Consider the following 19,901-nt stretch of genomic DNA (forward strand, 5'->3'; position numbering starts at 1 on the left):
TGGAGAGGTTGACTGACCCACCGCATTCGCGAGCAAGCCCGCTCCCACATTGGCTCTGCGGCGTTATCAAAATCATGAAATTGCCAGCATCGCCGAGATCGCCCAACTGGCCACAAAGATCCCGAGGATCAGGTAGTCCAGCATCCCGAAGCTGTCGTTCAGCGCGCCGATAAAGCTCCAGAGCGACCCCTTAAACCTGGGCAAGGCGTAGGATCATCAACACTACCTTATGCGGTGAAAACATTCAGACAGGTGAGGAGAGGGTTGTGACGACTATCGAAAATGGAGCGCTGGCTGTTATTGAGTTCTGGAAACAGGCGGGGCCCAAGCTCTGGTTCGCCAAGGATGAAGGGTTTGACCGGCGTTTTCGCGAGGCTTTCTACACCGCTCATTTGCAGGCGGCCCGGCGCGAGCTGGAGAGCTGGATGCAATCACCTGAAGGCGCGCTGGCGTTGCTGTTGCTGCTGGACCAGTTCCCGCGCAATACCTTCCGGGGCACGGCGCATATGTTCGCCACCGACCCGCTGGCGCGCCTGTATGCGCGGCAGATGGTTGAGGCGGGGATGGACAAGTTGATCGAAACCCCGCTGCGGGCGTTTTGTTATTTGCCCTTCGAGCATTCTGAAGACCCCGAGGACCAACAGCTGTCGATGGCGCTGAACAAGGATCTCGATGCCAATACCTATCGCTGGGCCAAGGAGCACGCCCGCATCATCGAGCGGTTCGGGCGCTTTCCTCATCGTAATGAGGTGTTGGCTAGAGCCACGACAGAAGAGGAGCGGGCGTTCCTGGAGGACGGTGGATTTTCGGGCTAGGCCTCGGGTTCAGCCACTAAGTCTCTGACGCCCGCCTGACGAAAACGTCGAACGCCCTTGAGGTCAATCGCCCAACGCAGCGCTTCAGTCGCTGACGGACGTTCGCCATGGGTAATCGCTGCCTCATCGGTGGTCAGTCTGCCAAGGTAGCCCTGCTTGCCGCCGCGTTCACTCCAGTAGTGGGTGTGGCTTAGCCAGGACTTGGCGAGCCAGCCTTTCCATCTGCCCACGGTGACCGGCAAATCCAGCACACCGGGCCCCATCACCGGGCTGACCGGGCCGCCGACGATGTCGCCAAACAGGCCCAGGGGCGCGGGGAAGTAGAGGTTGGTCCAGCGGGTCACGGCGAAGGCCGCGGCATGGTGCAAGTACAGGGGTGAAAATGGGCGACCGCCCACGGTGAACGGAAGCCGACCGCTGTAGCCGTAGCCCTTTTCGTCGAGCGTAGGCGGGCACGCAGGGACTTCACGGCGCTCGATGCGGCGCTTGAAGTCGCTCACGCTGCGGCCCAGTAACAGGCTGGCGTGGGCCATCGGGCTGCCGAGGGTGACCAGGTCGGTGATGCGCCACGGGTTGCCGAGGTTGCGTTGTTCAATAAAGGCTTGGGCCTGTTGCTCGCGAAACCTGAGAAGGCTTTGGAGGCGCCCATCGAGGGCGTTTCCGGCCTTTGGCAGCGTGTCCTGCACCACTGGCTGCAGTCGTTCGTGGTTGGCATAGCGGGCGGCGAGTTCCGGGTTGTTGGGGTGCAACTGGTCGTGATGCTCATGCCACAGATAGCCGACGATGTCGTAGGCAATCACGCTGCCCAGGCTGTGGCCGACGACGATGATGCGGTCGTAATCGCCCTTGTCGTGCAGGGCGCGCAGCAGGTCGACGCCGTCGGCGCGGATCTGTTCGCGCACCACCACGTTTTGCGGGTTGGGGCTCAGGTAGCGGGCGGCGTCGCCGAGGTACGACAGCGCCGAGTACTTCAGGGCCAGGCCGATCACCGCCAGCAGCACCGGGATCAGGGCAAAGGGGTTGTCGCTGTGGGGGAACCGGCCATACAGCGTCGCCAGGGTGCCGCTGACCAGCAGTCCAAGCAGGGCCAGCAAGGTCCAGCGGGTGGCGCGCCAGATTGGCACGATAGCGGTTGGAATGTCCCGGCGCGGGCGCTTGAAAATGTCCCAGAGCCAACTGAGCAGATGCCCGACCTTGGTGCCCTGCATCTTGTGGGCCCAATAATACTCGTAGAAATCGGTGGTGTTGCGGCCCGCCGACTTCAATACGCGCAAATCGAAATTGCGCGAAAACCGGTCGGGTTTGCTCCAGTAGAAAGGCTTCGCCTCGGGGGTGTCCGTCGGGATCACTGCTTCCACGAAGCCGCGCAGGGTGTCCATCGGGCGCTGCTCGCCGATGCCGTGAATCACGACTACCGCTTGTTTCATCTTTTGATCGTTCCTTGATCTGTTTTTCGGAGCGTTACGGGCGGGGTGCAAAGGGCCATAGTATTGCCATTATCGATGGTATTCCAGCCAGGAATGCCCGCATAAAAACCGCGCATTTCATTTGCGCGGCGCGATCTCGTAGTGTGGTGCTCCCACCAAGGAGATGTCGCCGTGAACCATCGCCCGCTGAGCCTGTACGTTGACGTCCACTTCACCAGTCCCTACGCGATGTCGGCGTTCGTGACCCTGCGGGAAAAAGGCCTTGAATTTGAACTGCTCACCCTGAACCTCGACACGGCCGAGAACCAGACCGAAGCGTTCGCTCAGTTATCACTGACCGGGCGCGTACCGACCCTGGTGCAGGGTGAGTTTGCGCTGTCCGAGTCGTCGGCGATTACCGAGTACCTGGAAGAGGTGTTCCCGCAGGTGCCGGTGTACCCGGCCGAACCCCGCCAGCGGGCGAGGGCGCGGCAGGTGCAGGCGTGGCTGCGCAGTGACTTGATGCCGATTCGCCAGGAGCGCTCGACCCTGGTGGTGTTTTACGGGCTCAAGGGCGAACCGCTGTCGCCCGTTGCTGAAGCGGCGGCGCACAAGCTGATCAGCGCGGCACAGGCGCTGTTGGCTGACGGCCGCGAGTACCTGTTCGGCGAGTGGTCGATTGCCGACGTGGACCTGGCCGTGATGCTCAACCGGCTGATCCTTAACGGTGACAGCGTGCCCGCCAACCTGGTGGCGTACGCCCAGCGCCAATGGCAACGGCCTTCGGTCCAGGAATGGGTCAAGCAGGCACGACCGTCGCTGTAGTCACCTTCTCAATTACTAAGTGAATCCTGATCCATGAATATACTGTCGAGTGACTCCCGCCTGCCGTTGTATCAGCGTTTTCGGGATCATCTGATTGAGCAGATTGCCAATAATCACTGGCGTGCCGGTGCGGCCATTCCTCCCGAAGCGGTGCTGTCCACCCAGTACCAACTGTCTACCGGCACGGTGCGCAAAGCGATCGAGGCATTGGTGGGTGAAGGCATTCTGGAGCGTCAGCAAGGCCGCGGTACGTTTGTGCGCCGTCCGAAGTTTCAGTCGTCGTTGTTCCGGTGTTTCCGCTTCCAGGGCCCGGGCGGCGAATGCCAGTTGCCGCAGAGCCGGATCCTGTCGGTCAAACCGGTGAAGGCGCCGTTGTCGGTGAGCGAAGTGCTGGGGTTGGCCCCGGATGCGCCGGTGATTTGCATCGTGCGCGTGCACGTACTGGACACGGGGCCAGTGCTGGCCGAAGAAATCTGGCTGCCCCGCGCCCGGTTCCAGGCACTGCTGGACGTGGACCTGACCCGGCAGGGCTTGTTGCTGTACCCGACCTACGAAGAAGTCTGCGGGCAAGTCGTGGCGTCTGCCGAGGAAGCCCTTACCGCCGAGTCCATCGATGACGTGTGGGCGCGCTGGCTGCAGGTGCCGGTGGGCAGCCCGGTGATGGTGATCGAACGGCTGGCCCGGGATTACGCTGGTCAACCCCTGGAGTTGCGACGCGGTCGTGGCCACGCCGAACATTTCCGTTACCGCGTGGATATTCGCTGAACGGGTAGCGCGGCGCTATTCGGCTTCCAGCAGCACCAACCAGGTCTGCACCACCCGGCGGTCAAGGTCTTCCCAGTCGGCCATGCCCAGCACCCGGGTGGTGTTCAAACCGCGCAAGTAACCGCGTAGTTGCTGGGCGATGGCGTAGATCACTTCAGGTTCTGCGGCGTTATCCAGCAGCACTTCCTCATAATCGACCAGGTAATCGGCAACCCGCTCGCGAAACTCCGGCAGCACGGCTTCACGGATGCGATCGAAGGTTTTCTGGTGGGGCTTCATAGGCGTTCCTTATCATTTTGTGTGAGGCGGCCTGCACGACACTATTGCTCTAGATAATAGTCACCATCAAGTATTGCGAGTTCTGTTTTTCTGAAAAAGGAGGACAATTGCCATCATTGAACATGATGTGTAAGGACGCTGCGATGAGGACTTTTACCGGATGGGCGCTGATGGCGCTGCTGATGAGCTCAATGGCTGCCTCCGCGTCGGCAGTGGCGGGCGGGCTTCAAGCCAGCCATCTGGCGCCAATCGTCGCCAGCCCGGTCGGTTTGCAGCGTTCGCAATCGGTCGGCGTGCTTTACAGCGACAACACTCTCGACAACCTGCAGTACCTGGGGCGCTATCACGACATGGCGGTCAATGGTGCCAAGGGCCAACTGGACGAGCAAATCCGCCAGGCCTTCGTCGACAGCTCCGACCCGGACCTGGCGATTGACTGGCTGATGACGTCGTTGCGGCACACCTTTGCTTCAGTCACCCGTTACGACAACCTGGATGCGCTGTTGCAGGCCCACCCGGATGTGGTGGTGATGCTCGACACCTACAACCAGTTGCTGACTCAGCATAATGATTTGGTGGAGGCGCGGTTCGTGGCCAAATTTTATGACCTTGACCTGCAATACATCGCCAAAGCCGAGGGCTCGATGCAAATGCACTTGCCTAATGTGTGGGTACATGACAAAACGGCGCCCCAGATCGCTGCACAGATTGGGCAGCAGCGCGACGTTCAGCTGAATGCATTGAAACAGTTCGATGCCTCGCTCAAGGCGCTCGTCGCCGCAGGCTAACGCCCACTTCGTTTATTTTTCAGGAATTTCTATGCGCTTGTTGTTCGTGCCAGCGATGGCTTCTGCTGCTTTATTGACGGCGGGCTGCGCGTCTGCCCCCAACGCACCGACCCTGACGCTGCAAACCAGCAAGTCTCCCGATGCGTATGTTGAGTGCGTGGTGCCCAAGTTCGAGAAAAACGGCATGACCTCCACGGTCACGCAGAACTCTCGGCATGCGCGGATCGTGGTGAGCAGCAAGATCGCCGCCGACAACATTCTGGAAGTCTACAAAGCGCAGGACGGCGGCAAGGTGTTCTTGTATGAGCGCAAGCCGGTGGCGTCGCCGTTCAAGCCTTCGCGTTTCGAGCATGCGGCGCGGGATTGCCTGTAATCGACTGGCGCCGGTCTGTCGGCTGGCGGTGATCTAATGTGGGAGCTGTCGAGCCCCAGCGAGGCTGCGATGGCATCGCTGCGGTCTGACAGTGACACCGAGGTGATCCCATCGCAGCCTCGCTAAAGCTCGAAAGCTCCCACAGTTGATCTTCATTGTCTTGAGCGAATCATTCAGCTCGGCTTTGGCTCACTGCTGAACGTATCGACCGCCTTCACCAACCCCTTGGCCGCCAACGCCACCAACTCACCACCTTTTTGCGGAGTGGCCAGTGCCGGGTCCGAACCCATGCGCCCATCCGGGAAACGTGCACGGAAGTCGCGGGCTTCGCGGATCGGGCCGGTGTTGGCGATTTGCGGCGAGTAGTCAGCCGACTTGATCGAATCCGGGTAGGCCCATTGGGTCACGGCAATTTCTGACGGCGTGGCATGGCTGCCATGGCCCACCGGGAACTGCTGGTGCGCCAGGTCGCTCACGCCTTCCAGGTCCCACCAGTTGCACAGCTTCAGCGCATAACCTGACGGGCGACCGGTAAAGCTGGCTTCGGCATACAGCTCGGAGAACGCCGCTTCGATCGAGGCGATGTTACCGCCGTGGCCATTGAGGAACAGGATCTTCTCGAAACCATGGCCCGCCAACGAACGCACCCAGTCGCCGATCGCGGCGATAAAGGTCGAAGGGCGCAGGGAAATGGTGCCGGGGAAACCCAGGTGGTGTTGGGCCATGCCGATATTGAAGGTCGGGCCGATCAGGATGTCGGCATTCTTTTGCGCTTCATGGGCGATGATTTCGGGGCACATCCAGTCGGTGCCCAGCAGGCCGGTGGGGCCGTGTTGCTCGTTGGAGCCGATGGGAATCACGATGCTGCGGCTGCGTTCCAGAAACTGGCCAATCTCGATCCAGGTGGATTGATGTAAAAGCATTTCAGGTTCTCTCTCTCATCAAGCCCAGGAACACGGTGGAGTTCCTGGTGGCATGAGCCGCATGGTGCACGGCAACGGCGAGACCATCAACCGCCTTTGACGGTACCGGCACTCGCCATCTGGCGTGGCTTGCAGTTCAGGTACGCCGAGGACTTCAGCCAGCGCTGGTCGGGGTACCAGGAAAACATGAACTGGCCATCCTTGAGCTTATCCACCACTTGGCGCGCCACTTGCGGGCGCACCGCCGGGCAGCCCTGGCTGCGGCCGATGCGGCCTTCGCGCTTGCTCCATAAGGGGCTCACGTAGTCGGCGGCATGAATCACGATGGCACGGTCCCGCGCACGGTCATTGAAGCCCGGCTCCAGGCCGTCCATGCGCAACGAGTAGCCATGGGCGCCTTCGTAGCTCTCCTGGGTGCGGAACAGCCCGATACTCGATTGGTAGCTGCCTTCACGGTTGGAGAACTGCGTGGCGAAGTTTTCCCCGGATTTTTGTCCGTGGGCCACCAGGTCCCGCAGCACTAACGTCTTCTTGCGCAGGTCGAAGATCCATAGGCGACGAGCGGTCGAAGGTTGGGAATAGTCGATAACCGCCAGCCGGTCGGACTGTTCGATGCCATTGCCCACCGCGCACTGCATGGCACTCAAGGCTCTTTTCAATACGTCGGGGTTGAGTTCTGGAGCGGCGTGGGCGAGGCTGCTATACAGAGTAAGAGGTTTACCCGTGTCTGCGAGCGCAACGGTGCTCAGCGAGGCAAAGGTCGAGATGATCAGGCCGAGTCGGCAGCAAAAGGTCAGCATGTATAGAGCATCTCCGCCGTGGATGGGAGCTAAGCGATTGTTCAAAAAACACGCATGTTACTTGAGCATTTGCCTGCTCGTTGCACCGCTGGTCGCGACAGCCGAAGACCTGTTGGTGGTCTCGCCGGCCCCGGTGCAACTGGCGCTTTCGCAATTGCCGAGCGTTTGCCCAGGCCTTACCGGGCAAATTGATGCCCCTTCCCAGGCGCGCCTGCAGGCTTTTTATCAGCAGCAGGGCGACGTGGTGCTCTGGTCCGAGGGCGAGCGCCGCAGCGCGTTGCAAGCCCAATTGCTGATGCTGGCCGATGACGGTCTCGACCCCGCTCACTATAGACTGCCCCCGGTAGATGCCACGGGGAACGTGCTGTGCAGCGACATCGGCACCAGCCAGCAATACTTGCAAGCCCTGCAGGATCTGCATTTCGGTCGCTTGCAGCAGTCGAGCTTCGAGCCCGTCTGGCATTCGCAACCACCGGCCCTTGACCCCGACACCCAACTGCTGGCGTTGGCCGGGCCCGGTTTGCAGGAGATCGCCCAAGCCTTCGACCAGGCCCGCCCGAGCGCGCCGTTGTACCTCAGCCTGCGCAGCGCCTATGCCGCCTTGCGCCAACAGCCGTTGCAGCATTGGGAGGCGGTGGCCAGCGGCCCGCTGTTACGTCCGGGCATGGACGATTCGCGGGTGCCGCAACTGGCGCGGCGCATGGTCAATGGCGGCTACCTGGCCAGCCCTTCTTCGGGGACGCAATACCGTGGCGAGCTGGTCAGCGCGGTCAAGACCTTCCAGCAAAGCCATTCCCTGCAAGCCGACGGCGTGATCGGCCCCGGCACGGTCACCGAACTGAACATCAGCCCGGCGATTCGCCGCGAACAACTGCGCATCAACCTTGAGCGGTTTCGCTGGTTGTCCCGGGACATGGAGCCCGATGGTGTGCTGGTGAACGTTGCGGCGGCGCAACTGAGCTTCTACCAAGGCGGTGTGCCTGTGTGGCAAACCCGGCTGCAAGTCGGCCGCGCCGACCGCCAGACGCCGTTGCTGAAGTCGCGCATCACCCGTCTGACCCTGAACCCCACCTGGACCATCCCGCCCACCATCATGCGCGAGGACAAGCTGCCGGCGATCCGCCTCAACCCCGAATACCTGCGCCAACAGAACCTGCAAGTGCTCGACAGCCAGGGCAACCCACTGGCGCCGGAGCAGGTCGACTGGTCGCACCCCGGCAACATCCTGCTGCGCCAGGGCGCCGGCCCGCGCAACCCGCTGGGCCGGATCGTGCTGCGTTTCCCCAACCCGTATTCGGTGTACCTGCACGACACACCGAGCCAACCGCTGTTCTCCAAGGGCCCGCGGGCCTTCAGTTCGGGGTGTGTGCGGGTTGAGCAGCCACTGCTGCTGCGGGACTTGCTGGTGAGCCCGGCGGAGAAGATCCGCACCGAAGAACTGCTGGCGACGGAAACCACCCACGAATTCCGGCTCGCGACACCAGTGCCAGTGTTGTTGGGGTACTGGACGGTGCAGGTCGATGGCCAGGGCGCATTGCTGTACGCGCCGGATATTTACGGGCGGGATCCGGTGTTGATGAAAGCGATGGAGAGTGCGCTCTAAGCACTCAGCTGCGGGTTGATCATCGTCAGCACCTGATCGGGCGACAAGTGCGCGGTATCGACAGTAAATGGCGACTCGGCCCATGGCTCGTATTCATGGGCCAGGACAGACTGCCAACTGGGCGGAGTAAGCCCTGGAATGTCGCTGGTGCGTGATTCCACGCGGCGTTGATGTTCCGGCGTGTCGGAGCAAATCACCTGGATATTCACCAGCGGCATACCGGCGCGTAGAGCGGTGTCGCGCCACGCCTGACGACTTTCAGCCACCGGGTTCACGCAGTCAGCGACAACCGTGTGGCCCAGCAGAAGATTGCTCAACGCCAGCGCATTGGCCACCTGATAGCCGCTGCTGCCCACGCCTTGCTCCAGAACCCCGGCATCCCGGATGGCCTGCTCGATGGTATCGATGCGCAGGTAAACGGCACCGGTCTGCACAGCAAGGGCCTTGGCAATCGTGGTCTTCCCGGTGCCGGGCAGGCCGCTGAACACAATAAGCATCGTCGATCCTTCGAATGGGTGGGGCGGGCCAGTCTAACGGGTCACTCACTTTAAATAACAGGCGCTGATCCAGTCCGAAGGCTTGGGTGAGAGCTGTTCGGCCACCGGCAAATACCGCGCGTCCAACTGCGCTGCCAGCCAGTACAGGGTATTGCTGCTCTTGGGGTTCCACTCGCCGCTGTAGCCCGGTTCGCCGATGCGGGCACGGTCCCTGTCGAACTGCACGTGGGTGTTCACGAATTCTTCGTGGCTGCGCTGGCCTTTGGCATATGGCGCCAGCCAGTCCAGTGCCTCGCTCAGCGAGCCGCCGTGGGACGCGGTGAAGTCCAGCCAGTTGCCGCCAATGCCGTAGGGCTTGGCCGCCAGCGCCGCCTGCACCAGCGGCTCCAGGTCGTAGACCACGTAGTGCAGGGCGTCACGGTCGTGGAAGTCGGTCACCGAACCGTCGGGCAGCACGTTGTCGGTGATCTGTTGCTGGAACAACTTGAAGGCCTCTTCCAGCATCTCGCGGTCGCCCAATGCGGCGGCGGCTACCGTGACCAGCTTCACGCGGTGGCTTTGCCAGTTATTGGTGTTGGTGGCCTTCTTGGCGCCATGGAACTGCTTGATGCGTTCGATATAGCCGTTGCCCAGGTTGGTCAGCAGCGCGCGGGTGGCGTCGCGGGTCTGGGGGCGCAGGTCGCTGGCAGTGAGCGCGTAGGCGTTCATCAGCATGTCGAGGTTGGTTTCGTCGATCGGGTTGAAGTCCGGCTGATAGGTGCTGGCCCACGCGCTGAGGTAGTCATCCACTTGCTTGAGGTAGCGCGTGTCGCGGCTCAAGCGCCAGGCCAGGGCGGCTTGGCGCATCACTGGCCAATCCTTCTCGGCGGCGATGCTTTGCTCACGAATGCCGTGGTTGGGCAGCGTGCCTTCGGTGTGCAGATGGGGCAGGGCGTCGGGTTGGTCGCCGAGGTGGCGCTGGGCGACGGCCAGAAGCGATTTGGAGGTCGGATTCGAGGTGGCGGGCTGGCACGCACTCAGTACCTGGGGCGCGGCAAAGGCGGCTTGGGCGAACGAGGCGAGCAGCGCGGCCAGGGCCACGTTTTTCAGAGGGCGTTGTAGCATGCTGTTCCTCAGGGATGGATTGACCCGGACAGGGCAAAGTCACGCTACCATGCCCGTGACGAGTATTTGATGAAATACCCGCCAGCCCTCTATCCTTGCAGGGCTTGCCCGGTCTAGAAAAGGACGCCCCATGACCTTGCAGTTCGTGAAAATGCACGCCCACGGTGATGACTTCGTCGTGATCGACCGGCGCGGCCAGGATGACCCGATCACCGCACACATCGCCCGCCGCCTGGGGGATCGCCATCGCGGCATTGGCTTCAATCAATTGGCCGTGGTGCTCGATTGCGCTGACGCCGCCGCCCGCATCACATTCTGGAACCCCAACGGCACGCCGCTCGACACCTGCGGCAGCGCCACCCGTGGGGTCGCGGACATGCTGATGCGCGAAGCCGGCACCGCCACCATCGTGCTACGAACCAACCGGGGGCTGCTGACCTGCGTGCGCGAATCAGGGCAGCGGGTGTCGGTGGACATGGGGCGGCCATCATTGGGCTGGGAAGAGATTCCGCTTGCCCAAGCGATGGCCACCGAATGCTTGCCGCTGAAGGGCGACCCGGCGGCGTGCAGCATGGGTAACCCGCATTGCACCTTCTTCGTCGACGACCTTGCGGCGGTCGATATCGCGGCTCTTGGGCCGTCACTGGAAACCCACCCGTTGTTCCCCAGCAAGACCAACGTGCATTTCGTGCAAGTGCTGGATCGCAGCCATATTCGTCTGCGGATCTGGGAGCGTGGCGGCGGCATCCCGCAGGGCTCGGGCTCGTGCTGTTGTGGCGCGGTGGTCAACGGGATTCGTCGTGGGCTGTTGGATGACACCGTCGACGTGCAATGTGATGGCGGTACCGTGACGGTGCATTGGGATGGCAGTGGTGGTGTGGTGCTGACCGGCGCCGTACAAACGACGCTTCACGGCACCATTGCCGATCAGCTTTTGCAGACGCTAGCGCACGAAATCTCATGAGCCTCGTCACTGTTCGCCCCCTTAAGCCCGACGACAGCCTGCAGATGCTCACCACTCTGATTCACCAGGCGTATGCGCCCCATGCGGCCCAAGGCCTGCGTTATTGGGGCACCCATCAAACTGTAGCCGACACCGCCACCCGATTTGCCTCGGGACTTGGCTTTGTCGCCGAAGTGGCAGGGCAGATCGCTGGAACCATCACCTTGCGCCCGCCACAACCGGAATCACCGGCCGCGCTTTATCGGGATCCCGAGACCTGGAGCATCAGCCAGTTCGCTGTGGCGCCGTCACACAAAGGCTGTGGCATCGGGCTCGCCCTGCATGAACATGCACTGGCGGTAGCGTTGTCGAACGGCGCCAGGCGCATGGCACTGGATACCGCCGCGCCGGCCAAACCATTGATTGCCCTGTACCGCCAATGGGGCTACCAGATCGTGGGCGAGCAGGATTGGCGGCCGCATACCAATTACTTGAGTGTGTTGATGACCCGCTCGTTGCGGGCGTGATAGATAATCTAGAGTCAGGGCTTTCAGGATGAATGGTTTGGGTAACCCACACATGGTGATATTTCCACGGCGATCCTTGCTCGGCCTGTTGGTCGTTTTTCTGGTGGGCTGGTTCTGCATGGTCTCGGCCCACGCCGAAGACACTGCGCCACCCGCGCTGGTCAAGGTGCCCCTGGACCAGCGCGTGATCGACCTGACCCACACCCTCGACTCCGCCACTCAATCCCGCATGACGGCGCAACTCGCTGGCCTGGAACAACGCAAGGGCACCCAGATGGCGGTGATGCTGCTGCCGAGCACCGATGGCGTGGGCATTGAGGACTTCGCCAACCAACTGTTCCGTGCCTGGAAACTGGGGCGCAAGGACGTCAACGACGGCATCCTGCTGCTGGTGGCGAAGGACGATCGCAAGGTTCGGATCGAAGTCGGTTACGGCCTGGAAGGCGTGGTCACCGACCTGCTGGCCCACCGCATCATCGAAGAACACATCACCCCGGCGTTTCGCCAGGGCGATTACGCAGGCGGCGTGCAGCAGGCGGTGGATGACCTGACGCTACTGGTGGACGGCGGCAACTTGCCCGAGGTGGCCAAGGCCGGTTTTCCGCCTGAAGCGTATGCGGTGCTCCTGGCGTTCATTTTTGGCGGGGTGGTCGGGGTATTGATGGGGGCCGAAAAACTCCCTTGGCGCCGGGCCCTGATGGCGGTGGTCGTTGTCACCGTGGTGCTGGTCGCGGTGGCGGGCGGCAAAGACTGGCCGGTCTATTTGCTGTTGCTGCCACTGTGCATGTTGATCGGTGGCGCTACTTTCGGCGCGTTGTGGCAGGCGAGGGCGGCGTTTTACAGCGTGCTGGTGCTGTTGGGCTATATCGCCGGCGTGCTGCTGACCGATAACTTCGTGCGCGAGATATCCCTTATTCACTGGCTGGCTTATCCATTCGCAGGGTTGCTGGTCCTGGGCCTGTATCTCGGCCTGTTCCTGGTGATGAAGAGCATGTGGCAAGAGAGCCAGGTGGGCTTTGTCGTGCGGCTGGTGGCGGTGCTGGGGGTGTACGGGATCGTCGGGGCGTTGATTGAGAAGGGCACCACGGGATGGCTGCTGGCGTTCCCATTCGCCTCGTTTGCGGCGCTGTTCATCTTTGCCCATGGTATTGGCGGCGGGTCGGGATCGGGGTCGAGTTCGGGCGGGGGATCGAGTTCCTCCAGTTCGGGCTCCAGTTCCAGCAGCAGCTCATCGGGTGGTGGGGGTTCCAGCGGCGGCGGTGGGGCGTCGGGGAGTTGGTAAGACTCCCACGGAAGCTAGGCGGGCTTGTAGGCAATCCAACCCTTGAAACTGAAGCCCGCGTAGAACTGATGTGCCGTTGTGTTAAAACGTTGCCCTTCCTGATGATGAGAGCGCCCATCGAATGCTCCCCGACATACTTATCCGCGATGCATTCCCTGAAGATGCGTTATGCATTGGCGTGCTGGGCATGCAGGTTTTTCTCGATACCTACGCCACCGAAGGCATCCGCGACTCAATCGCGGCCGAGGCGCTGCAAGCGTTTTCGCCCCAAGGGATCGCCGCGCTGATCGCCCAGCCGGGCACGGCGATTATCGTCGCTGAATCCAATGGGCATCTGGTGGGGTTTGCCCAGGTGGCGATGGACACCGGCCATGCGCTGATCTCAACCCCGAAAGCGGCCGAGTTGCAGCGACTCTACATCCAGGAACGGTTTACCGGCCTGGGCCTCGGGTACCGCTTGCTGCAAGCGGCTGAGCAGCGTGCCGGGGAGGGCGGTGCATCGTTGTTGTGGGCGACGGTGTGGGTCGGCAACGAGCGGGCGCTGGGGTTTTATCCGCGGCGTGGTTATGAGTTGCTGGGCGCACCGACTTACACGTTCCAGAATGAAACCCATGAAAACCGGCTGTTTGGTAAAAGGCTTGGGGTTTAGCCGCCAGAGATCGAGTGAGCAATTTTCCATTGGAGGAGCAGGATGATGGCTGAGGGATTTGCACTCGAAAAGGTGGCCTATCTGGAATTTCAGCGCCTTCTGAAAACCGGGCATTTTGCGCATCAGCGCACCGGCCAAGCGTTCTACAACCACTTCAACTTGCACCGGCTTTCGGATCAGCAAGCGCTAGCCGGGTTATATGCGGCGGATGGACGTCAGGCGATAAAGCTGATTGAGCGTATGTTCGTGATCGAGTGAAGTAAGTCCCTCAGAGCGTTTTGCTCAGGAACACCCGGCTGCTGCCTTCCGGGTTGCAAGGGATCTCACCAAAACGCACCCAGCCATTCTTCTCGTAAAACTCCGGGGCCTGGAAACTGAGGGTGTACAGCACCGCCGAGCGGCAGCCACGGTGAAGGGCTTCATCTTCGAATGCCTTCAGCAACGTAGTGCCCAGGCCTGAGCCACGCAGCGCCTTGGGCAGATGAAACAGATCGAGAAAGGCCATGCCAAGAGTGGTTTTGCCGGTGATCCCGCCGATGACTTCACCGGTGTCGGGATCTTTGATCAGCACGGTCAGCGGGCGCCGATCATTGGAACCGGTGATGTGTTCGTTGAAGGCGGCAAGGCCGCTGCCGAGGATGCGCTCGGCCTCGGCATTCGGCTGGTCACCTACTTCAATCAGATGCGGTGTCATCACGTTGTACTCCTTGGGGCATGTCACGCTTCAAACAGGTCGCGGGATTACCTCACCTGCATGATTGTCATCTGCTTGCCAATGTCGTCGCTCTGGTCGGTGCTGGCGTGGTAGAAAAAACCATAGTCAACCAGGTAGTAGTAATGCTGCATCGGGGCCAGCGGCAGGTCTTCACGGGGCTGGCGGCAGCTCAGGGCCTTGGCGTTGCCACTCAAGCTGGGGTTTAACTGACTGGCAGAAACCTCACTGTCGATCGTGCAAACCGTCTTCCATGTGCTATCCATCAAGGTCCCGAGGTAGTTGTTACTGAGGGTTTGCCGGCGGGTATAGCTGACTTGACTGCCCACGTTCAATTGCTTCCAGTCGCCTTCAAAATTCAGGCTGCCGACCAGGGTGGTGGTTTGCGCACTCTTGTTCGACTCGCTGCTGGAGAGCGTCAGCAGGCCGCGCCAACTGATTTGACGCCCGCTGTGACCGTTCTCGGTGTAGTTGATCGCCAACTGGCCAGTCGCCGGGTCGGGCGCTATAAACGACTCGATACGTTCTGGTTTCGAGGTTTTGAGGTAGGTAGAGGTGCCTGTCAGATCCAGGTAGCTCAGCGCCTTGCTCGGCGCCGGCATCTGCAACTGCTCGATGCTCTTGATCACGGCTGGGTTGATGTCGGGCAGTTTATGGGTCGTGACATCCCCATGGCTGACGCGGGATGTGGGGGTGGAGCAGGCGCTCAGGGCGAGGCAGGCGAGGGGCAGGATCAGGCGTTGCACGGGTGTCTCCGTTGAGTCCGTTCGGGGGAGGCGCCGGGGGCGCGTAAATAGGCGCACAGCATAGCGCCTGGGCATCGCTGGCGTCAGCGTTGTTTGATCAACGTTTGTTCCCTCTCGCCTGCTTGACTCTGCCCCGCGGGGCAGACTTTAGGCTGTTTTCCAGGCGAAGGAGGAGTGCAATCCTCCCGCGAAATGGAGATTTGGTATGCGATGTCTGGTGACGGGCGCGAACGGGCACCTGGGGAATAATCTAGTCAGGGCACTGCTGGAACAGGGTCACACCGTGCGCGCCGGCGTGCGCAACACAAACAATCGCGCACCGTTCGCCGGGCTTGATTGCGAGTTGGTCTACGCCGAGTTGCAGGATCAAGCTTCCCTGCTCAAGGCACTGGAAGGTGTCGAGGTGCTGTTTCAAGTGGCAGCGGTGTTCAAGCATTGGGCCCGAAACCCGGCGCTTGAAATCATCGAACCCAACGTCCAGGGCACCCGTTGTGTCTTGGAGGCCGCTGCCCAGGCGGGCGTCAAGCGGGTGGTGTATGTCAGCTCTGTGGCCGCGGTTGGCCATGACGGCACTGCACTGGACGAGGAATGCTGGAGTGACGAGGCGCAAAACGCCTACTACCTCTCCAAGATTCTCTCCGAACAAACGGCCTGGAAAACAGCTGAAGCATTGGGCCTGTGGATGGTCTCGGTGCTGCCGTCCGCGATGGTCGGGCCAAATGCGGAACGGTTGACCGACACCATGGGTTTTTTGCAGTCGGTACAGCAACGCAAACTGCCGCTGGATCCGGGGTTTCATTTCAACTTCGTGGATGTGCGGGACGTGGCCGACGGATTGATCCTGGCGGCGGAGAAGGGGCGCCCGGGTCAGCGCTATATCCTGGCCAACGAGCACTCATCGTCACTGGCGGATCTGCTTGATGTGCTTGCGAGCGACTACCGCCGACCTCCATCCGCGCCTCGCTGGCTACTGATGGCGGTTGCGTGGTTTCAGGAGCGACGGGCGCAATGGACAGGAATGCCTGCGCAGTTGCTGCTCAGCCAGGTTCGTCTGTTCCGGGGTGTTCGCCAGGAATACAGCATCCTCAAGGCAAAAACCGAGTTGGGTTTCAACCCTCGGCCGCCTGAAGCGGCATTGCGGTCGGCGTTCGCTTACCTGCAACGTCGAACAGTGCGTTCATCTCACCTTTGAGCGCCACCAGATGCATATCCAGCGCCTGCAACTGCGCGATCTTTTCCTGGACTTGCTGGCGCTTCAAATCCACCGCCTCATTTGCCAGCGCTAACGGAAAAGCCTTCAGTCGATTCTTGGCGGCGATCAGCGGCCCCATCTCTGCCAGCTTGAAACCGGCCACCTGCGCCTTGCGGATCAGGTGCACGATTTGCAGATGGTGCGCGTTATAGAGGCGGTACCGGCCTTCCCGCTGGGGCTCACTGATCAGCCCCAGTTGCTCATACAGCCGGATAGCTTTTGGTGTGCAGCCTGTGAGCTTGGCGAGTCGTCCGATGAACATAAGCAAAATCCTTTTTCTGAAGCAGCCAATACTAGATATCCATCACCATCTCATGCCACGCCATCCCGCCATGGTCAGACGCCGACGGCTGCACATAGCGATAGCCCATGCGCTTATACAGCTCCACATGGCGGTCCTTGCACATCAGGTGGATGGTCTTTTTGCCCATCGCCTGCATGCGCTGGATAAACGCCTCCATCAAGCGCGTCGAGTAGCCCTTGCCTTGCTGGGCGGGATCCACCACCACCGACATGATCACCACATTCGGCGCGTCGGCTGAATGCCCTACCAACTCCTTGAAGGCGTCATCCGACATCACCACTTCATCGGCGCAACCGCAGTTGATGAAGCCGACCACAACGCCATCCGCCTCCAGAACCAGAAAGCCTTGCGGGTACAGCGCGATGCGCGTGGCGATCTTTTCCAGGGTGGCGGCTTCGTCGCCTTCGTAGGCCGAGATTTCGATCTCGTAGCAACGGTTGGCGTCGGCGGGGTTGGCGTTACGGAAGGTGAGGGCGGGCATTGGGTTACCGGAGAAATTGAACGACGGCCCCCATGATAAAGAAAGAACACCCCGACAGCACCGCCGAACACAAAACCCACGCACCCCCCCGCCCCCCTGTGGGAGCCGTCGAGCTTTAGCGAGGCCGCGATGGCGGCCTTCCTGACACGACCAAGACTCGCCAAGCCCTATAACGAGAAAACCCGCAAATGCGGGTTTTCTCGTAACTGAGCCAGGCTCTTTTAAACCCCACCCACCAACTTCCCCCCCTCCAACCGGCGCTTATACGCACTGTCCCGACTCGCCAACCAGAAATACAACGGCGACGTCACCACCAACCCCACCAACCAGGACAAATCCGCCCCATTGATGTGTGCCGAAATCGGCCCGACATACAGCGGCGTATTCATAAACGGAATCTGCACCACAATCCCCACCGCATACGCCACCAACGCCTGAGGGTTGTACCGCCCGTAAATCCCGCCATCCACGCGAAAGATCGAACCGATGTCGTACTTGCCCTTATGGATCGCATAGAAGTCGATCAGGTTGATCGCCGTCCACGGCACCAGTACCACCAGCAGCACCAACACCATGTCCACGAAGTGCCCGATAAAATCCTTCGACGCAAACACCGCCGCGATCGAACACGCCGCCAGCACCAGCACCGAGATCACGGCACGCGCCTTGGCGGTCGGGATCCAGCGGTAGGCAAAGGTCTGTACCAGGGTGATCAACGACAGCACGGCGCCGTACAGGTTAAGTGCGTTATGGCTGATCACGCTGAGCAGGAACAGCAACAGCATCAGCGGGCCAATGGAGCCGGTCGCCAATTTGACTGCGTCCATGGTGTCCATGCCGACCGGGGTAGCCAGTACCGCAACCGCACCAAAGATGAACGACAGGCTGGAACCGAGTACGGTGCCCAGATAGGTTGTCCAAAAGGTCGACGCCACCGGCACATCCGCCGGCAGGTAGCGCGAATAGTCCGAAACATACGGCGCAAACGCGATCTGCCACAGCGCGGCCAGCGACACGGTGGCCAGCCAGCCGGAGATGTTGAAGTTGCCGCGTGTCAGGAAGTCGGCCGTCTGCACATGGGTGAAGATGTAGCCGAAACCCAGCACGATGCCCGCGCCCAGCACCCAGGTGCCGATGCGGTTAAGCACGTGGATGAAGCGGTAGCCGATGATGCCGATGATCCCCGAGCCGATGGCACCGATGACGATGCCGACGGGCACCGGGATCGCGTCGACCACGCCATGCAGGGATTTGCCCGCCAGCACGATGTTGGAGGCGAAGAAGCCGATGTACATCACGCCGGCGATTACCACCACCAGCAGTGCACCGAGGGAGCCGAACTGGGCGCGGCTCTGGATCATTTGCGGGATGCCCATTTGCGGGCCCTGGGCCGAGTGCAGCGCCATCAGCACGCCGCCGACCAGGTGGCCGACGAGGATGGCGATGATCCCCCACACCAGGTTCAGGCCGAACAGTTGCACGGCCAGCGCGCCGGTGACGATGGGCAACGGCGCGATGTTGCCGCCGAACCACAGGGTGAACAGGTCTCTTACCTTTCCGTGGCGATCTTCCGGGGGCACGTATCCAATCGTGTGTTTTTCGATAAGCGGGGCGGAGGATGTTGCAGTGGTAACCATGACGAGCTCCAAGGCAAGGTGAGTACGTTGACGTACTTCGCTGGGCGGCGCGTGTGCGTCGCTTTTGTTGTTGGAGTGATCATGTGCAATGGTCACGGGTAGGTAAATTAGTAAGTTTGTTGCTATAGACCTTAAAAATAATATCTCGCGGCGTTTTTTGCTCCGGTATGTTGCATGGACTTGAATCGTCAAAAAAAGCGGCTGTTCTTGCACGTGTTTGGGGCGAAATCCCACGTTTCTGGAGGTCCCGATGGCTGCCTATAATCTGCGCCAGCTCAAATATTTTGTAACCACCGCCGAGTGCGGCAGCGTGGCCGAGGCCTCGCGCAAGCTCTATATCGCGCAACCGTCGGTGTCGACGGCCATCAAGCAGCTGGAAGACAGCTTTGGCGTGCAGCTGTTTATCCGCCACCACGCCCAAGGCGTGTCGCTGACGCCGAGCGGTGCACGGTTTTACCGCAAGGCCCTGGAGCTGCTGCGGGTAGCCCATGAATTCGAGCAGAACGCCCTGGCAGACAATGACGTGGTGGCGGGGCAGATCGATATCGGGTGCTTCGAGACGGTGGCGCCGCTGTATCTGCCGCGTTTGATTGCCGGCTTCAAGCAGCGCTGGCCGGGGGTGGAAATCCGCCTGCGGGACGGTGAACAGCAGGAGCTGGTGCAGGCGCTGACCGCCGGCAGTATCGATGTGGCGATGCTGTTTGAGCATGACCTGGGCAGCGCCATCGAGACCACACCGTTGATGCCGCCGCAGCAGCCCTACGCGTTGTTGCCGGCGGATCACCGGTTTGCGCAGCAGGCCAAGGTGTCGCTGGCGGATTTGGTGCTGGAGCCGATGATTCTGCTGGATGTGCTGCCGAGCCGGACGTACTTCGTGAGCATCTTTGAAGAGCGTGGGCTGACGCCGAATATTGTCTTCAGTTCGCCGTCGATCGAGATGGTGCGCGGGATGGTGGGGCGCGGGTTTGGCTTTTCGATTCTGGTGACCAAGCCGTTTTCCGAGTACTCCTATGACGGGCAGAAGCTGGTGTGTGTGCCGTTGGCGGAGACGGTGACGGGGTCGGGGTTGTCGGCGGTGTGGTTGCGGCGGGCGCCGCTGACCAAGCCGGTGCAGTTGTTTGTGGAGTATTGCCGGGAAGAGCTGGCGCGGTTACTTGGGTAAAACACAGAGCAAAATGTGGGAGCGGGCT

At 61.2% G+C, this 19,901-nt stretch carries 25 protein-coding genes; 13 read left to right on the forward strand and 12 right to left on the reverse strand.

The annotated features are described in order from the left end of the window. Nucleotides 1–72: 72 nt before the first annotated feature. Nucleotides 73–204 carry a hypothetical protein gene (locus SNL23_RS26450; RefSeq protein ID WP_256670790.1) on the reverse strand — a complete coding sequence of 44 codons (132 nt, stop codon included), beginning with the start codon at nucleotides 202–204 and terminating at the stop codon, nucleotides 73–75. Between the two features lie 62 nt (nucleotides 205–266). Between SNL23_RS26450 and SNL23_RS26455 the strand changes: the two genes are divergently transcribed. Further along, the gene (locus SNL23_RS26455; protein WP_318304113.1) at nucleotides 267–815 is read left to right on the forward strand and encodes a DUF924 family protein; all 549 of its coding nucleotides are present in this window, start codon (nucleotides 267–269) and stop codon (nucleotides 813–815) included. Here SNL23_RS26455 and SNL23_RS26460 read toward each other — a convergent pair. After that, complete coding sequence (locus tag SNL23_RS26460) at nucleotides 812–2,242, reverse strand: hypothetical protein (protein ID WP_318304114.1); 1,431 nt, start codon at nucleotides 2,240–2,242, stop codon at nucleotides 812–814. The genes SNL23_RS26455 and SNL23_RS26460 overlap by 4 nt on opposite strands. 171 nt (nucleotides 2,243–2,413) lie before the next feature. Here SNL23_RS26460 and yfcF point away from each other — a divergent pair, with 171 nt between their 5' ends. Further along, a complete protein-coding gene (gene yfcF / locus SNL23_RS26465) occupies nucleotides 2,414–3,046 on the forward strand; it encodes a glutathione transferase (RefSeq protein ID WP_167663165.1) in 633 nt (210 codons plus the stop codon). A 33-nt stretch (nucleotides 3,047–3,079) separates the two neighbouring features. After that, nucleotides 3,080–3,811, forward strand: coding sequence for a GntR family transcriptional regulator (locus SNL23_RS26470; RefSeq protein ID WP_076017067.1), 732 nt, complete (start codon nucleotides 3,080–3,082; stop codon nucleotides 3,809–3,811). A 15-nt stretch (nucleotides 3,812–3,826) separates the two neighbouring features. Here the strand turns inward: SNL23_RS26470 and SNL23_RS26475 are convergent, their stop codons facing one another. Further along, complete coding sequence (locus SNL23_RS26475; protein ID WP_318304115.1) at nucleotides 3,827–4,090, reverse strand: hypothetical protein; 264 nt, start codon at nucleotides 4,088–4,090, stop codon at nucleotides 3,827–3,829. 143 nt (nucleotides 4,091–4,233) lie between these two features. On the opposite strand from SNL23_RS26475, the gene SNL23_RS26480 reads away from it, so the two are divergent. Together SNL23_RS26480 and SNL23_RS26485 are read left to right on the forward strand one after the other, a co-directional pair. After that, nucleotides 4,234–4,878 carry an ATPase gene (locus SNL23_RS26480; protein ID WP_167663164.1) on the forward strand — a complete coding sequence of 215 codons (645 nt, stop codon included), beginning with the start codon at nucleotides 4,234–4,236 and terminating at the stop codon, nucleotides 4,876–4,878. A gap of 31 nt (nucleotides 4,879–4,909) precedes the next feature. Beyond that, entirely contained in the window at nucleotides 4,910–5,251 is a 342-nt protein-coding gene (locus SNL23_RS26485; RefSeq protein ID WP_076017070.1) for a hypothetical protein, read from the forward strand. Between the two features lie 173 nt (nucleotides 5,252–5,424). Here the strand turns inward: SNL23_RS26485 and SNL23_RS26490 are convergent, their stop codons facing one another. Together SNL23_RS26490 and SNL23_RS26495 are read right to left on the reverse strand one after the other, a co-directional pair. Continuing rightward, a complete protein-coding gene (locus SNL23_RS26490; protein WP_318304117.1) occupies nucleotides 5,425–6,174 on the reverse strand; it encodes a creatininase family protein in 750 nt (249 codons plus the stop codon). A gap of 86 nt (nucleotides 6,175–6,260) precedes the next feature. Further along, nucleotides 6,261–6,974: a murein L,D-transpeptidase catalytic domain family protein gene (locus SNL23_RS26495; RefSeq protein ID WP_023658766.1), complete on the reverse strand. Its 714-nt coding sequence runs from the start codon at nucleotides 6,972–6,974 to the stop codon at nucleotides 6,261–6,263. A gap of 37 nt (nucleotides 6,975–7,011) precedes the next feature. Between SNL23_RS26495 and SNL23_RS26500 the strand changes: the two genes are divergently transcribed. Continuing rightward, a complete protein-coding gene (locus SNL23_RS26500) occupies nucleotides 7,012–8,577 on the forward strand; it encodes a L,D-transpeptidase family protein (RefSeq protein ID WP_318304118.1) in 1,566 nt (521 codons plus the stop codon). Here the strand turns inward: SNL23_RS26500 and SNL23_RS26505 are convergent. Both SNL23_RS26505 and SNL23_RS26510 read right to left on the reverse strand, forming a co-directional pair. After that, entirely contained in the window at nucleotides 8,574–9,074 is a 501-nt protein-coding gene (locus tag SNL23_RS26505; RefSeq protein WP_318304120.1) for an AAA family ATPase, read from the reverse strand. The two genes, SNL23_RS26500 and SNL23_RS26505, sit on opposite strands and share 4 nt — an antisense overlap. Nucleotides 9,075–9,119: 45 nt before the next feature. Then, nucleotides 9,120–10,178 carry an alginate lyase family protein gene (locus SNL23_RS26510; RefSeq protein ID WP_318304121.1) on the reverse strand — a complete coding sequence of 353 codons (1,059 nt, stop codon included), beginning with the start codon at nucleotides 10,176–10,178 and terminating at the stop codon, nucleotides 9,120–9,122. Between the two features lie 130 nt (nucleotides 10,179–10,308). On the opposite strand from SNL23_RS26510, the gene dapF reads away from it, so the two are divergent. The 5 genes from dapF (at nucleotide 10,309) to SNL23_RS26535 (ending at nucleotide 13,837) form a co-directional block, all read left to right on the forward strand. Next, the gene (gene dapF / locus SNL23_RS26515; protein ID WP_318304122.1) at nucleotides 10,309–11,142 is read left to right on the forward strand and encodes a diaminopimelate epimerase; all 834 of its coding nucleotides are present in this window, start codon (nucleotides 10,309–10,311) and stop codon (nucleotides 11,140–11,142) included. After that, entirely contained in the window at nucleotides 11,139–11,648 is a 510-nt protein-coding gene (locus SNL23_RS26520) for a GNAT family N-acetyltransferase (protein ID WP_318304123.1), read from the forward strand. Before dapF ends, SNL23_RS26520 begins: the two co-directional genes overlap by 4 nt. 52 nt (nucleotides 11,649–11,700) lie before the next feature. Continuing rightward, entirely contained in the window at nucleotides 11,701–12,930 is a 1,230-nt protein-coding gene (locus SNL23_RS26525) for a TPM domain-containing protein (protein WP_318304131.1), read from the forward strand. Nucleotides 12,931–13,051: 121 nt separating this feature from the next. Then, entirely contained in the window at nucleotides 13,052–13,579 is a 528-nt protein-coding gene (locus SNL23_RS26530; RefSeq protein WP_167663156.1) for a GNAT family N-acetyltransferase, read from the forward strand. A 45-nt stretch (nucleotides 13,580–13,624) separates the two neighbouring features. Then, nucleotides 13,625–13,837 (forward strand): hypothetical protein, encoded by a 213-nt coding sequence (locus SNL23_RS26535; protein WP_076017152.1) that lies wholly within the window; start codon nucleotides 13,625–13,627, stop codon nucleotides 13,835–13,837. Between the two features lie 10 nt (nucleotides 13,838–13,847). Here the strand turns inward: SNL23_RS26535 and SNL23_RS26540 are convergent, their stop codons facing one another. Together SNL23_RS26540 and SNL23_RS26545 are read right to left on the reverse strand one after the other, a co-directional pair. Continuing rightward, a complete protein-coding gene (locus tag SNL23_RS26540) occupies nucleotides 13,848–14,273 on the reverse strand; it encodes a GNAT family N-acetyltransferase (RefSeq protein ID WP_318304133.1) in 426 nt (141 codons plus the stop codon). A 47-nt stretch (nucleotides 14,274–14,320) separates the two neighbouring features. Continuing rightward, a complete protein-coding gene (locus SNL23_RS26545; protein WP_318304124.1) occupies nucleotides 14,321–15,037 on the reverse strand; it encodes a hypothetical protein in 717 nt (238 codons plus the stop codon). Nucleotides 15,038–15,242: 205 nt separating this feature from the next. On the opposite strand from SNL23_RS26545, the gene SNL23_RS26550 reads away from it, so the two are divergent. Then, on the forward strand, nucleotides 15,243–16,229 hold the full coding sequence (locus tag SNL23_RS26550; RefSeq protein WP_318304125.1) for an NAD-dependent epimerase/dehydratase family protein: 987 nt from the start codon (nucleotides 15,243–15,245) through the stop codon (nucleotides 16,227–16,229). On the opposite strand, the gene SNL23_RS26555 is transcribed toward SNL23_RS26550, so the two are convergent. The 3 genes from SNL23_RS26555 to SNL23_RS26565 all read right to left on the reverse strand — a co-directional run bounded on the left by SNL23_RS26555 (nucleotide 16,147) and on the right by SNL23_RS26565 (nucleotide 18,711). After that, entirely contained in the window at nucleotides 16,147–16,551 is a 405-nt protein-coding gene (locus tag SNL23_RS26555; RefSeq protein WP_318304127.1) for a MerR family transcriptional regulator, read from the reverse strand. The two genes, SNL23_RS26550 and SNL23_RS26555, sit on opposite strands and share 83 nt — an antisense overlap. A gap of 31 nt (nucleotides 16,552–16,582) precedes the next feature. Next, nucleotides 16,583–17,074 (reverse strand): GNAT family N-acetyltransferase, encoded by a 492-nt coding sequence (locus tag SNL23_RS26560; protein ID WP_318304129.1) that lies wholly within the window; start codon nucleotides 17,072–17,074, stop codon nucleotides 16,583–16,585. A 221-nt stretch (nucleotides 17,075–17,295) separates the two neighbouring features. After that, nucleotides 17,296–18,711: a purine-cytosine permease family protein gene (locus SNL23_RS26565; protein WP_003210161.1), complete on the reverse strand. Its 1,416-nt coding sequence runs from the start codon at nucleotides 18,709–18,711 to the stop codon at nucleotides 17,296–17,298. 250 nt (nucleotides 18,712–18,961) lie between these two features. On the opposite strand from SNL23_RS26565, the gene SNL23_RS26570 reads away from it, so the two are divergent. Further along, on the forward strand, nucleotides 18,962–19,873 hold the full coding sequence (locus SNL23_RS26570; protein WP_076017084.1) for a LysR family transcriptional regulator: 912 nt from the start codon (nucleotides 18,962–18,964) through the stop codon (nucleotides 19,871–19,873). Nucleotides 19,874–19,901: the final 28 nt, after the last annotated feature.

Origin of the sequence: Pseudomonas sp. SED1 (assembly GCF_034044025.1) — a bacterium.
Lineage (GTDB): Bacteria > Pseudomonadota > Gammaproteobacteria > Pseudomonadales > Pseudomonadaceae > Aquipseudomonas.

Coding starts and splice junctions, on each gene's coding strand:
- SNL23_RS26460 (WP_318304114.1), bottom strand. CDS start 2,242: ATGAAACAAGCGGTAGTCGTGATTCACGGCATCGGCGAGCAGCGCCCG.
- SNL23_RS26570 (WP_076017084.1), top strand. CDS start 18,962: ATGGCTGCCTATAATCTGCGCCAGCTCAAATATTTTGTAACCACCGCC.
- SNL23_RS26480 (WP_167663164.1), top strand. CDS start 4,234: ATGAGGACTTTTACCGGATGGGCGCTGATGGCGCTGCTGATGAGCTCA.
- SNL23_RS26495 (WP_023658766.1), bottom strand. CDS start 6,974: ATGCTGACCTTTTGCTGCCGACTCGGCCTGATCATCTCGACCTTTGCC.
- SNL23_RS26520 (WP_318304123.1), top strand. CDS start 11,139: ATGAGCCTCGTCACTGTTCGCCCCCTTAAGCCCGACGACAGCCTGCAG.
- SNL23_RS26540 (WP_318304133.1), bottom strand. CDS start 14,273: ATGACACCGCATCTGATTGAAGTAGGTGACCAGCCGAATGCCGAGGCC.
- SNL23_RS26475 (WP_318304115.1), bottom strand. CDS start 4,090: ATGAAGCCCCACCAGAAAACCTTCGATCGCATCCGTGAAGCCGTGCTG.
- SNL23_RS26510 (WP_318304121.1), bottom strand. CDS start 10,178: ATGCTACAACGCCCTCTGAAAAACGTGGCCCTGGCCGCGCTGCTCGCC.
- SNL23_RS26550 (WP_318304125.1), top strand. CDS start 15,243: ATGCGATGTCTGGTGACGGGCGCGAACGGGCACCTGGGGAATAATCTA.
- SNL23_RS26530 (WP_167663156.1), top strand. CDS start 13,052: ATGCTCCCCGACATACTTATCCGCGATGCATTCCCTGAAGATGCGTTA.
- SNL23_RS26555 (WP_318304127.1), bottom strand. CDS start 16,551: ATGTTCATCGGACGACTCGCCAAGCTCACAGGCTGCACACCAAAAGCT.
- dapF (WP_318304122.1), top strand. CDS start 10,309: ATGACCTTGCAGTTCGTGAAAATGCACGCCCACGGTGATGACTTCGTC.
- SNL23_RS26505 (WP_318304120.1), bottom strand. CDS start 9,074: ATGCTTATTGTGTTCAGCGGCCTGCCCGGCACCGGGAAGACCACGATT.
- SNL23_RS26490 (WP_318304117.1), bottom strand. CDS start 6,174: ATGCTTTTACATCAATCCACCTGGATCGAGATTGGCCAGTTTCTGGAA.
- SNL23_RS26565 (WP_003210161.1), bottom strand. CDS start 18,711: ATGGTTACCACTGCAACATCCTCCGCCCCGCTTATCGAAAAACACACG.
- SNL23_RS26560 (WP_318304129.1), bottom strand. CDS start 17,074: ATGCCCGCCCTCACCTTCCGTAACGCCAACCCCGCCGACGCCAACCGT.
- SNL23_RS26525 (WP_318304131.1), top strand. CDS start 11,701: ATGGTGATATTTCCACGGCGATCCTTGCTCGGCCTGTTGGTCGTTTTT.
- SNL23_RS26485 (WP_076017070.1), top strand. CDS start 4,910: ATGCGCTTGTTGTTCGTGCCAGCGATGGCTTCTGCTGCTTTATTGACG.
- SNL23_RS26535 (WP_076017152.1), top strand. CDS start 13,625: ATGGCTGAGGGATTTGCACTCGAAAAGGTGGCCTATCTGGAATTTCAG.
- SNL23_RS26470 (WP_076017067.1), top strand. CDS start 3,080: ATGAATATACTGTCGAGTGACTCCCGCCTGCCGTTGTATCAGCGTTTT.